This window comes from Archangium minus (assembly GCF_044360475.1).
In the GTDB taxonomy this organism is placed as follows: Bacteria; Myxococcota; Myxococcia; order Myxococcales; family Myxococcaceae; genus Archangium; species Archangium minus.
This window is the reverse complement of sequence record NZ_CP043494.1, coordinates 3,191,379-3,204,159: the sequence shown is the minus strand read 5'-3', so window position 1 is coordinate 3,204,159 and position 12,781 is coordinate 3,191,379. Positions and strand designations below refer to the sequence as shown.

The window sequence follows — 12,781 nt, the reverse complement described above, 5'->3', positions numbered from 1 at the left end:
CGGACGGTGACGGTCGAGCCCAAGCTGCTCCCGCTGCGCATCCGCCTCCCGTACGCGACGGAGGAGGATTTCGTCGAGAAGTACGGCTCCAACGTCGCGCGTGGGGGCCTCTTCATCGCCACGCGTTCGCCCAAACCCGAGGGCACGGGGCTCGCCTTCGAGCTGGTGCTGGCCGATGGCTCGCGGCTGCTGCGCGGCGAGGGGATTGTCGTGAAGGCCCAGACCGAGGGCCCTCGTGCTGGGATGACCGTGCGCTTCGTGCGGCTCGATGCGCATAGCAAGTCGCTCATCGACCGCATCCTGGCGCGCCGGAACGCGGGCACCGATGTCACGTCAGCGGCTCCCAGCGCGCCCCCGCCCGCCGCGGCTGAGCAGGTCCTCGAGCAGCTCCCAGAAGCTCGCCCAGAAGCACCCGCCGAGGTCCCGGAGCCTCGGGTGAGTCAGCCCACCGGTGCTCCACGCGCGGATGCGCCCGGACAGGTGCAGGCTCCGCGCCCGGAGGGCTCGGGACGGAGCGGACGGCCTGTCATCTCCGCGGAGGCACTTCGCAAACAGGCCGCGGCATCGCCACCGCGCCCAGCCGCTCCGAAGCCGGCCGCCTCCAGCACGCCAGTCGTTCCCACCGCGCCCGTGCCGAATCCCGAGAGCGCGCCGAAGCCCGCGGCTCCGGCTCCGGCTCCAACTCGAGCGCAGGCGACAGCGAAACAGGTGCCTCCGGCTGCCCCCAAGCCGGCCCCTGTTGCGCCCGCGCCAAAACCGGCCGCGCCTCCGCGAGCCGCGGCACCGAAGCCCGCCGCAGCGGCCGCGCAGCAGAACCCGCCTACGCCCCAGCCTCCCGAGGTCCCAGCACCCGCCAGTGAGCCGGCTCCCGTGGCCGCGAAACCGGCACGGACCATCACCCCCATCTGGGGCGTTCCCACCTACGTGCTCGACCCCGCGAGCACGTCCACCGCGACGGAGCCCGCCGCCTCCGCGACCCCCGAGGGAGCAGCCTCGACGGTCCCCGCGCGCTCCGCGACCCAGGACTTCATCGCCAGCGCCATCCTGGATCACCTCACCCCCGAGGATCTGGAGCCCTCCGCGCTCCCCACCCCGGAGCCTGAGCCGCCCGCTCCCGTGGCTCCAGCACCGGCGCCCCCCGCTCCGGAGCAGCCGCCCGTCTCCGTGCGTCCAGAGCCTCCCGCGTCCGAGACTCCGGCCTCTCCTGTCGTCGTCCCCGCGGCCCCCGCGGAGCCCCCCACCGCTCCGGCCGCTCGCGAGGTGCCGCCCGTCCCCGAGGAGCCCCGCCGACCCGTCTCGCCCGAGCTCAAGGGCCGTCGGCGCGCCATCCTCGATGTGCCCGTCTCCACGCCCGTCACGGCCGCGCCTCCCGAGGTGGTGCTCGGCATCGACCTCGGCACTTCCCAGGCGCGCGTCGCCGTCCACCACCAGGGCACGCTCCAGCTCCTCTCTGTCGGAGAGTCCCAGTCTCTTCCCTCGCTCCTCGCCGTGGACGCGACGGGCCAGCTCCTCGTGGGCGCAGCCGCCAGGGCCGAGGCCGAGCGCTCTCCGCGCCATGCCATCCACGGACTCCGCCGGTTCCTCGGACTGCGCGCCCGCTCACCCCTGGTGCGCGCGCTCGGCGGTCCCCTTCCCTTCCCCATCACCGCGGGCCCCCACGGCGACGCCAGCATCGCGCTCCACGGCCGCGGCCTCCTCCTCCCCGAGCTCGCCGCCCAGTTGCTGCGCGAGCTCAAGTCCGCCGCCAGCACCTTCCTCGGCCACGAGGCCACGCGGGCCGTCCTCTGTGTCCCCGCCCACTTCGACGATCGCCAGCGCGCCGCCATGCGCGAGGCGGGCACGCTCGCCGGGCTCGACGTCCTGCGCATCCTCAACGCCCCCTCGGCCGCGGCGCTCGCCTTCGGCCATGGGCGGGTGCTCGCCCGTAAGCGCCTGCTCGTGGTGGAGCTCGGTGGCGGCGGCCTCGACGTGTCCGTCGTCCAGCTCACCGGTGACGACCTCGAGGTCATCTCCACGGGAGGAGATCCCACCGTGGGCGGCATGGACTTCGACGCGCGCATCGCCGAGGCACTCGCCAGCGAGCTCCAGTCCCAGGGCCTCCCCCGTCCCGAGCACCCCTCCGACTGGGTTCCTCTGCTGACCGCTGCCGAGGCCGCCAAGGTGGCCCTCAGCGAGCGTGAGGAGGTCTCCTTCCCGCTTCCTGGCGCACCGGCTCCGTTCTCGCTCAACCGCGAGCGCCTGGAGGCCCTCACCGCGGACCTCGTGCAGCGCATCACCCTCGTTGTCCGCCACGTGCTCGAGTCCAGCGCGCTCACGCCGCAGGGGCTCGACGAGGTGCTGCTGCTCGGAGGACAGGGCCGCTCGCCGCTGGTGCGTCGCCGGTTGGAAGAGAGCCTGGGCGTGCCCGTGCGCGCGGATGTGGAGGCCCCACACTCCGCGGCACTGGGTGCGGCGCTGCTGGGCCAGGGCATCCTCGACGCCGCAGCGGGCAAGCCCGGCGCCACCGTCTCCGAGGTGCTCTCCGTCCCCATCGGCGTGGCCGAGCGCGGGGGCACGTTGCGCCGCGTCCTTGAGCGCAACACCCGGCTGCCCGCGGAGAAGACGCTCGTCCTCCCCGTCACGCCCGGGCCGCTCACGCTCGCCCTCTTCCAGGGGCCCTCGCCGGTGGCCGCGGAGAACGAGTACCTCGGCACGCTCTCCTTCACGGTCGAGCGTCCCGGTGAGGCCGAGGTGCACTTCAGCCTCTCGCAGGATGGGACGCTCTCGCTCGCGGCCACCCTGCCCGGCGTGAAGCGCCACGCCGTGACGCTCGCCACGGACATGCCCGAGGATGCGGAGCTGGAGGCCGTCATCGCCCGCTCCCCCTTGGAGGGCGAGCCCGAGTCGCGTCCCGGCGGTCTCCTCTCCGGTCTGCGCAAGCTCTTCGGGCGCCGCTAGCCCCGCCCTCCGAGGGGGCCAGAGAGCCAGCCGAGCGTCTCCCCTCTTCCCAGGAGCGTGCACAACCGCCCGAGCCCGGAGCGGCCCCCGTCCTTCTCATTCCAGACGAATGCCCAGATTTCGACCAGACGACATACCCCAGAGTGAGGGGAGGACGAGATGAAGGTTCGTTCGTGGATGGGTGGTATCGCGCTGGTGGCCTTCTGCACCGCGGGTTCGGCGTTCGCTGCCATCGACGCTACGCGGGTCGGCAACGAGCTCAACTTCAACCAGGAGCAGACGCGGGTAGGCCTCGACGTGCGTCTGGGCATGGGCGGGCTCACCGGTGACGCCGGATCGCGTACGGCGCCGGGCCCGCTGCTCGGCATCACAGCGGGTGCGCAGCCCTGGCGCAACCTCGGCTTCGAGGCGGGTGTCGAAAGCCAGCGCCTCCCCATCAATGACGAAGCCATCCAGGAGGGAGAGGCGCTGTACCGCCACAACCTGGGCGTGCTGGCCAAGGCAGGCCCGCTCGTCATGCAGGAGAGGCTGCGCCCCTACGTGGGAGCAGGCGTCGGCGTGAGCTACGTCAACGTCACCGACGGCGCGGAGGACCGCTACAGTAACGACTTCATCCAGGAGGTACCGATCGCGGCCGGCGTGGACTACCGGTTCACCCCGAGCGTCTTCGCTGGAGCGCGCGCCTCGTACCGGTTCCTCCTGGGAACGGAGTTCGAGGACGCGGTTGACCTGGACGGCGAGACCAGCGGCAACCTGCTCAACTTCGCCCTGACGGTGGGCGGCCGCTTCTAGTCCTTCCGAAACCACCGACGCTCATGAAGCCGAGCCCCGTCGCACCGTCCCTGGCGCGGCGGGGCTCCCTGATGTCCGACCGCCGCCCTCCAGCCCTAGGAGCTCGCCATCGCTTCCGAGATCGCCATCATCCTCCTGCTCGTGCTCGCCAATGGCGTTCTCGCCGGAGCGGAGCTCGCCATCATCTCCGTGCGCAAGACGCGGGTGCGCGAGCTGGTGGAGTCTGGCCGTCGGGGCGCGCGAGCCGTCTCCGCGCTCCGGGATAATCCGGAACGCTTCCTGGCCACGGTGCAGATTGGCATCACGGTGGTGAGCGCCACGGCGGGAGCGTTTGGCGGCGCCTCCCTGGCCCAACCCCTCGCGACCGTCCTCCAGGGGCTCGGGGTGGGAGCGGAGATCGCCTCGCGACTGGCCCTGGCGCTGGTCATCGGAGTCATCTCCTACCTGTCGCTGGTGCTGGGCGAGCTGGTGCCCAAGTCGCTCGCACTTCGGTATTCGGAGGGGTACGCGCTGCTCATCGGCCGCCCCCTCCGGTTCCTGTCCCGGCTGACGCGGCCGGTGGTCTGGCTGCTCACCGCCAGCTCCAACCTGGTGCTGCACTTCTTCAAGGACCGGACCTCCTTCACCGAGTCCCGCATGAGCTCGGAAGAGGTCCAGCAGACGGTGGAGGATGCCTCTCGGAGTGGTGCGGTCCATCCGCGCTCCGGAGACATCGCCTCGCGCGCGCTCGATCTGGCGAGCCTGAGCGTCGCGGACGTGATGGTGCCGCGGCCCAAGGTGGTGGGGCTGCGCAGGCACGCGCCCCTGGAGGAGTTGAAGCAGGTGCTCCAGGAGCGGGGCCACTCCCGTCTCCCCGTCTACGAGGGCACCCTGGACCGGGTGGTGGGGTACGTCGTCGGCACGGACCTGTTGAGCATCGCGCTGGAGCAGGGCACGTTGGACCTGGAGGACGCCCTGCGCCCGGCCTACTTCATCCCCGAGACCACGCGAGCCCTGGACGCGCTCCAGCAGATGCAGGTGCGGCGCACCCCCATGGCCCTCGTGGTGGATGAGCGAGGTGGACTCGCCGGACTCGTCACCCTGGAGGATCTGCTCGAGGAGCTGGTGGGGGAGATCTTCAGCGAGAGCGACGTCCCACCCGACTGCCTGCACCGGGAGCCGGACGGCGCCATCCTCGCGGATGCCACCCTGTCCGTGCGCGAGGTGAACCGGGCACTCGAGCTGGCGCTCCCAGAAGGCGAGGCCTGGGCCACGATCGGAGGGCTCTGTCTGGCGTTGGCAGGGGTCATCCCCGCGCCGGGGACTCGGCTCACCACGGACGACGGGACGGAGCTGGAGGTGGTGGACGCCTCGGCCCGCCGGGTGAAGCAGATTCGCATCCGACCGCCGCCCCGACCCGCCGCGGAGGTCGAGCCCGAGCCTCAACATCCCTCCGTGTAGGATCCGTGGATGTCCCCTCTCCCTCTGGGAGAGGGCTAGGGTGAGGGTATCGGATAAACCCGGGTTGAACACCTTGTCCACACGGTGGGCCACGGGCTGAAGAACGGGCTCGGCTACCCTCACCCCAACCCTCTCCCGAGGGGAGAGGGAGTTAGGCCGCCAGTGCACCCGCCTTCGGAGTCTGCTCGGCGGTGTGTGCCGGCAGGACGACCCGGAAGGTGGTGCCTCGACCCACCACGCTCTCGACGGTGAGCTCGCCCCCATGCGCGACGATGATGCGCTGGCACACCGACAGCCCCAGCCCGCTGCCCACGCCCGCAGGTTTGGTGGTGAAGAACGGACGGAAGATGCGCTCCAAGTTCTCCGCTGGAATGCCACAGCCCGTGTCACTCACCTCCACAGTGACGCGGGCATCCGCACCCGTTCGAGCCAGCAGCTTGATTTCATTGCGCTCCACCTGGCCCGGCGCAATGGCGTGCGCCGCGTTGATGAGCAGGTTGAGAAACACCTGGCACAGACGCGCCGCGTTGCCCCGCACCGGTGGCAGTCCGTCCGACTCCATGACGAGCCGCGCCCGGTAGCGGATCTCATGCGTCGCCATCTTCGAGGCGCTGCGCAGCACCGCTCCCAGGTCCACCGGACCGCTCGCCGAGTCATCCGCGTGGGAGAGCAGCTTCAAGTCCTGCGCGAGCAGCCGTACCCGCTCGGCCCCCTCATGCGCCTCGGCGAGCGCCGCCAGCAGCTCCGCACGCTCCTCGGATGAAGGCGCTCCCTCGAGCCGGCCCAGCTCCTCCCGCGCGAAGCCAAGGTTGCTGAGGATGAACGCAAGCGGGTTGTTGATCTCATGCCCCACGCCCGCCGCGAGCTGGCCCATGGTCACCAGCCGGTCGGCGAAGAGGAGCTGCGCATTGGCCTCCTCCAGTTGGGTGGTGCGCTGGCGCACGGTCTCCTCCAACAGGGCGTTGTAGCGGCGCATCTCTCGCTCCGAGGCCTCTGCCTCCGCTTTGGCCAGCCGCTCCTTCTCCCGCACGGTGTCGCGCAGCTCCGCGGCCATCCTGTTGAAGGCCCTGGCCAGCGTGCTGTACTCGTCCTCGCCCGGCACCAGCAGCTCCGTGGTGAAGTCACCCCGCCCGATGCGCTCGGCCCCTTGTGTCAGCGCCCGCGAGGAGCGCCGCAGGGGGATGATCAACGTGGCCGCGATCAAGAACACGAGCACCAGCGCCACGAGCGGAACAACCACTCCGAGCACCTGGCTGGCACGGAGGGTCAGGAGCCGCCAGCGCTTGTGCTCTGACTGACGGGTGCTGTTCACCTTCCAGGCCTTATCGAGCAGGGGCAGCACCTCCCTCTCGAAAGCATCGAGCGACTCGTGCAGGAGCCGATCCTCTCCGCCCACCGGGAGCTCGCGCAGGCGCGCCGCCATGCGCCGCATCCACCCCAGGTGCGCTCGGTTCAACTCGTCAAGCCGAGCAAGCTCCCCCGGCAGCGCCTCGGGTGCCGCCTGCTGCCGCACCAGCTCGCGGAGGTGCTCGAAGTCCGCCTCGGTGCGCCGCAGCTGTTCGTCGAGCGCCTTCCCGGTGTCCTGCCGCTTCTCACGTGCATCGAGCAGGGCATGGGGCACCTTCATGGAGTCCGCGAGCAGCCCGCCGTAGAGGGCGTTCTGCTCGTGCATGGAGAACATCAACTGCGTGCTCCACAGCCCCCGCGACGCCATGGAGAACAGCACGCCCCCGAGCACCGCGACGAGCCCCACCGCCACCGCCGCGAACAGCAGGATCTTTCCGCGCACCGTCATCGTGATGGCCTCTCGGAAGCAGCTCCGGGAACCCGAAACCCGAACGGCCCATACCCCAGATGGCCGCTCAAGTCATGACGGAATTATTTAGCGCGGCGGTAATCGTTTAAAAACCGTCAAAGCGTGAAATGCCGGAGAAGGGCCTCGGGACGGGGATCTCGCTCCCAGACGTCCAGCACCGCCTGAGCGGGCGAGCGGCCCGAGGCAGCCACGTCGGCGAGCGGCTCGAGCAGGGGCGCATCAGCGGCATCCAACCGCTCCAGGCCACGCCGGGCGATGGCCACCATCTCCCCGGCCAGCCGGTGCAGCTCGTGGTTGCCGAGCCGCCCAGCCAGACCCTGACGGCGCGCGGTGTCGTGGAAGGCCAGGTGCTCCTCGTAGGACAGCTTCGGCAGCAGCCGCTCGCCCTCCTCCATCGCGCTGCGGTCGTACAGCAGCCCGCGCCACAGCGCCGCGAGCGCGCCCGTCATCGGCGCCGACACGCAGTCCGCACCACGCACCTCGACGACCTTCTTCAGCCGCACCTCGGGGAAGAGCGTGGAGAGGTGGTCCGTCCAGTCGCTCATATCGGCGGGGCTGCCCTCGAAGCCCTGCTGAATGAACTGGCGGAAGGTCATCTTCGGGCGGAGGTACTCGCCGCGCCGACGCAGGAAGAGGATGGGCGCGTCCAGGGCCCACTCCACATAAGCGCGGTAGGAGAAGGAGCCGTCAAAGAAGGAGCGCAGGTAGCCACAGCGCGTGGGGTCCACCTCGTCCCATACCCGGCTGCGGAAGGAGAGGTAGCCGGAGGGCTTGCCGTCCACCAGTGGGCTGTTCGCGTAGAGAGCGACCAGCAGCGGGGCCAGGCGCGCCACCAGCACCGTCTTGCGCACACAGTCGGCCTCATTCTCCCAGTCGAGCGACACCTGCCCGGTGGAGGTCATCAACATCATGTTGTGCGCCAGCCGGCCGCGCTCGGGGAGGCTCTGGCGCATGGCGACGTAGCGCGTCTTGGGCATCCACGACATGGCCTGCGGCGTGCCGAAGGGCCGGTAGCCCAGGGCGACCAGCCGTAAACCGAGCGCTCCGGCGGCAGCCTTCACCTCATCCAGGTGGGCCAGGTTCTCGGCGTGGGCCTCGCGCGCGGTGCGCCAGGGGGAGCCGGACAGCTCGAACTGGCCGCCGGGCTCCAGGGAGATGGTGAGCATCCCCTTCTGCAGGGCGATGACGGGAGAGGTCGGCGTCTCCCGGAAGGGGGTGTAGCCGGCCGGAGCCAGCCGCTCGAGCAGCGTGCCAATCCCCGAGGGTCCCTCGTAGGCCACCTGGCTCGCGCCCTGAATCGGGTAGATGAATTTCTCGTGTTCAAGCCCCAGCAGATGTTTGGAACGAGGCTTCTCCGCGGACCGGAAACCGGCCAGGAGCATATCAATGGAGGTGATCGGCTCGGAGGCTGAGCGCTGGAGATCGAGAGACATGGCGGCCCTATATAACGATCGTTGACCGTGCCGCCGTCATTTGCGCATCGTCTCGGGAATGACCCACCCCTCGCCGGTGCCCACCTTCTCTGCCCGGCCCGGTCCGGCGGATTTCTTCCAAGGGCTTGGCCTGCTTGGCCGGGCCTGGAGCCTCATCTTCCGGACGCCGCGGCTGCTGCGCCTCTCCTCCCTGTGTGCGGCCGTTACACTGGTGGCACTCGGAGGCCTCTTCGCCCTGCTCTGGGTGTACACGCCCGGCGTGCTGGGGTGGATGTGGACCCGCCCCGAGGCCTGGTACGGCCAGGCCGTCTGGTACGTGCTCCTGGTGCTGATGTTCCTCGTCCTGTTGGTGGTGGGAGCCAACGTGGTGCTGCCCCTGGTGCTGGCGCCCCTGCAGGATCCCCTGTCCGAGCTCACCGAGGAGCAGTGCGGCGGCTACACCTCTCCCCCCTTCCGGCTCGGCGCCTTCGCCCGAGGCCTGGTCACCAGCGTGGCGCACACCCTGGCGCGCGTCTTCTTCCTCCTGCTGGGACTGGCCGTGCTCTTCCCCCTCAACCTGATCCCCGTCGTGGGAAACACGGCCTGGACGGTGTTGGGCAGTGGATGGACGATGGTCTGGCTGGCGGGAGAACACCTGGCCGCTCCCATGACGCGCCACCTGTACCCTTTCGCGGAGGTGCGCCGGGTGATGCGCCAGCGCTGGCTGCTCTGCCTGGGCTTTGGGGCGGGCGTCTACGTCCTGCTCTGGGTGCCCCTCCTCAACAGCTTCTTCCTTCCGGTCGCTGTGGTCGGCGGCACGCTCCTCTACCGAGGGCTGCTCGCCGTGGGGAACGTGCCCCCACCCCCGGCCGGGAAATAATCCACCCGCCCGGTTGTCTCGCTCGGTGGCCTCGGGCGCGGGAACGCAGCGCGCGTCCGTGGCGTTCTCCAACGTTGCGCTGAGGCGTCCGCTTGAAGCACCAGGGGTCCGTGATTAGGCTTGCCCGGTCGCTCTTGGCCCCGTTCCTCATCGGCAACTGCTGGATTTCGCAGGGCTTTTCACGCATCACCCCCGGGGCCCAAGGGCTCCAACCTGGATGAACCATGCCGCGACTCTTTCGCCGGATCACCGCCGTCGCCGTTCTCCTTGGCGCCTGGGCCCTCGTGGGCAACGACCGGGCACCCTTGCCCCTGACACTGGGCGCGGCGGAGGCCGGCCAGACAAACGCCACTGACTCCAACCGCATCGCCGGCGAGAAGGGCGGCCCGACGCACGACCTCTCTTCCCTGCGCGTCTTCACGAAGGTCATCCTCTACGTGAAGGACAACTACGTCGACCCCAAGCGCGTGAAGCCCAAGGAGATGATGATCTCCGCGCTGGAGTACGTGGAGAAGAGCGTCCCGGACGTGCTCGTGGACGGCAACGCCGAGTCGGGCAAGCTCAACGTCAACGTCAACGGCAAGACGCGCGAGTTCGACATCAGCCACGTCGACTCGCTCTGGAAGATGTCCTTCACGCTCAAGGACGTCTTCGACTTCGTGAACAAGAACATGCGTCCCATGGACGACACCCGCGACATCGAGTACGCGGCCGTCAACGGGATGCTCTCCACGTTGGATCCGCACTCGGTGCTGCTGCGCCCCGAGGTGTACCGGGAGATGAAGCTGTCCACCAAGGGTGAGTTCGGTGGCCTGGGCTTCGTCATCCAGATGCGCGAGGGCAACCTCACCGTCGTGAAGGTGCTGCCCAAGACGCCGGCGGCGCGCGCGGGCATCCAGAAGGACGATCAGATCAAGAAGATTGGCGAGGAGTCCACGGTCAACATGGACCTCAACGAGGCCGTGTCGAAGCTGCGCGGCCCGGTGGACAGCCGCATCAGCATCACCGTGGAGCGCAAGGGCTGGGACAAGCCGCACCCCATGACGCTCAGCCGCGCGATGATCTCCATCGAGAGCGTGCAGTCCAAGCTGCTCGCCGGCAACGTGGGCTACGTCCGGCTGAAGAACTTCCAGGGCAACACCACGAGGGACTTGCAGGCGGCGCTGGCGGACATGCGCCGGCAGACCGAGTCCAAGGGTGGGCTCAAGGGCGTGGTGCTCGACATGCGCGGCAACCCGGGCGGTCTGCTGGAGCAGGCCATCCAGGTGTCGGACACGTTCGTCTCCAACGGCACCATCGTCTCGACGGTGGGCCTGTCGGACAAGCTGCGCGAGGAGAAGCGGGCCCGTGCGGACGAGGGTGAGGACACCTTCCCCATCGCCGTGCTGGTGAACGCGGGCAGCGCCTCGGCGTCGGAGATCGTCGCCGGCGCGCTCAAGAACCTCAACCGCGCGGTCATCATCGGCCGCCAGACGTTCGGCAAGGGCAGCGTGCAGGTGCTCTATGACTTCCCGGACGACAGCGCGCTGAAGCTGACCATCGCCAAGTACCTCACCCCGGGCGACGTCTCCATCCAGGAGGTCGGCATCGTCCCGGACATCGAGCTGATTCCCTCGGCCGTCACCGACGAGCGCGTGCTCGTGTTCGCCCCGCGCAAGACGATTGGCGAGGCGGACCTGGATCAGCACTTCGGCAACCCGAACTCGGACTCGGTGGCCAAGAAGCGCGAGGACGTACTCGGCCGCGAGAAGCCGCTGGAGACGCTGAAGTACCTGAAGATTGACGAGAAGCAGCAGCAGGCCCTCACCAAGAAGCAGGAGGAGGCCGACAAGAACCCCGGGGTCGCCACGAAGGAGGATCCCAAGTCGACCACCAACAAGCACCTCTTGGACGTGGACTCCATCGGCTCGGGCGAGGAGCTGGATGATCAGCTCGACGCGGAGAGCCAGGACGAGGTGAAGGAGGACTTCGAGGTGCTGTTCGCCCGCGACTACGTCCTCCAGGTGCCCTTCACGGACCGCCGGCAGATGCTGCAGAAGGGCAAGGACTTCGTGGAGAAGAAGCGCCGTGACGAGGAGCAGCGCATCAACTCCGCCATCAGCGCGCTCAACGTGGACTGGAGCCCGGGCCCCACGCCCAAGGACGTGAAGCTCGCGGCCACCTTCAGCCCCACCGCCGACCAGCGCATCCCCGCGGGTGAGACGTTCGAGCTGGTGCTCACCGCGGAGAACAAGGGCACCGAGCCGCTCAAGCGCGTGCGCGCCTGGACGGAGAGCGACAACTACTACCTGGACCGCCGCGAGTTCCTCATCGGCAGCCTGGCCCCGGGTGAGAAGAAGACGTGGAAGGTGAAGGTGCGCCTGCCCAAGGATCTCACCTCGCGCCGCGACGACGTGACGGTGAAGTTCCTGGACGACAACGGCGTGCTGCCCACCACCCTGGTGAGCGAGCTGAACTTCACGGAGCTGCCGCGCCCCGCCTTCGCCTTCAACTGGCAGGTGCTCGACGACTGCGAGACGTGCAACCGCGACGGCGTCGCCCAGCGCGGCGAGGACGTCACCGTAGTGCTGGACGTGACGAACACGGGTAAGGGCAAGGCGCTCGACACGTCCGCGCAGATCAAGAATGGGGGCGACGCGAACATCTTCATCGAGAAGGGCCGCTTCAAACTGGGCGAGATCGCCCCGGGCGAGACGAAGACGGCGCGCTTCCAGCTCGAGGTGAAGAAGGGCCTCAAGGACAACACCTTCCCGCTCAAGCTGACCATCTTCGACGAGCCGCTCGAGGAGTTCGCCATGGAGAAGCTGATGCTGCCCGTGTCGGACACCCCGGTGGCGAAGTTCGAACCGAAGAAGGGCCTGGTGAAGGTGGCGGAGAAGGCGGAGCTGTTGACCGCCCCGCAGCAGGACGCCCCGGTGCTCGGGAAGCTGCCGCGCTCGGTGGTGCTCAACACCGATGCGGTCGCCAAGGGCTTCTACCGGGTGGAGCTGGACAGGGACCGGTTCGCCTTCGTGCGCGCCCAGGACGCCCGCGACACGCGCGGCAAGCCCTCCGTCTCGGTCCTCCAGGGGGTGACGTACGTGGCCCGCCGCTCGCCGCCGGAGATCCGGCTCGACGTGGACGCCAGCCAGGGTGGCCTGGTGGCCAATGGTGAGAAGTACACGCTCTCCGGCGAGGTGGATGACGCCCAGGGTCTGCTGGACATGTACGTCCTGGTGAACGACCAGAAGGTCTACTTCCAGGGCGCCAACACCCACGGTAAGAGCGAGCCGCACAAGCTGAAGTTCACCACCGAGTTCACCCTGAAGGAGGGCAACAACGCCGTCCTGGTGGTGGCGCGCGAGAGCACCGACTTCGCCAGCCGTCGCACCCTGGTCATCCGCCGCCGTCCGGCCGAGATGGCCCAGAAGCTGGCGGCGCCGGCCACGACCACCAAGCCGGCCAAGTCGGCGACGCCGTAACAACGAAGTAGCGCGACTGATCGGCTGCCATCCGGGCGGCTTT

7 protein-coding genes are annotated in these 12,781 nt (G+C 69.2%); 5 read left to right on the top strand and 2 right to left on the bottom strand.

The annotated features are described in order from the left end of the window. The first annotated feature begins 6 nt into the window (after positions 1-6). The 3 genes from F0U60_RS13105 to F0U60_RS13095 all read left to right on the top strand — a co-directional run bounded on the left by F0U60_RS13105 (position 7) and on the right by F0U60_RS13095 (position 5,169). Positions 7-2,937, top strand: a complete 2,931-nt coding sequence (locus tag F0U60_RS13105; protein ID WP_395818785.1) for a TIGR02266 family protein — start codon at positions 7-9, stop codon at positions 2,935-2,937. 159 nt (positions 2,938-3,096) lie between these two features. Further along, positions 3,097-3,729, top strand: coding sequence for an outer membrane protein (locus F0U60_RS13100; RefSeq protein ID WP_395818782.1), 633 nt, complete (start codon positions 3,097-3,099; stop codon positions 3,727-3,729). 135 nt (positions 3,730-3,864) lie between these two features. Then, positions 3,865-5,169 (top strand): hemolysin family protein, encoded by a 1,305-nt coding sequence (locus F0U60_RS13095; protein WP_395825222.1) that lies wholly within the window; start codon positions 3,865-3,867, stop codon positions 5,167-5,169. 151 nt (positions 5,170-5,320) lie between these two features. On the opposite strand, the gene F0U60_RS13090 is transcribed toward F0U60_RS13095, so the two are convergent. Continuing rightward, complete coding sequence (locus F0U60_RS13090) at positions 5,321-6,964, bottom strand: ATP-binding protein (protein WP_395818779.1); 1,644 nt, start codon at positions 6,962-6,964, stop codon at positions 5,321-5,323. Between the two features lie 116 nt (positions 6,965-7,080). Next, entirely contained in the window at positions 7,081-8,418 is a 1,338-nt protein-coding gene (locus F0U60_RS13085) for a glutamate--cysteine ligase (RefSeq protein WP_395818777.1), read from the bottom strand. A gap of 58 nt (positions 8,419-8,476) precedes the next feature. Between F0U60_RS13085 and F0U60_RS13080 the strand changes: the two genes are divergently transcribed. Together F0U60_RS13080 and F0U60_RS13075 are read left to right on the top strand one after the other, a co-directional pair. Then, entirely contained in the window at positions 8,477-9,277 is an 801-nt protein-coding gene (locus F0U60_RS13080; RefSeq protein ID WP_395818774.1) for an EI24 domain-containing protein, read from the top strand. Between the two features lie 224 nt (positions 9,278-9,501). Continuing rightward, complete coding sequence (locus tag F0U60_RS13075) at positions 9,502-12,738, top strand: MXAN_5808 family serine peptidase (protein ID WP_395818771.1); 3,237 nt, start codon at positions 9,502-9,504, stop codon at positions 12,736-12,738. Positions 12,739-12,781 lie beyond the last annotated feature (43 nt).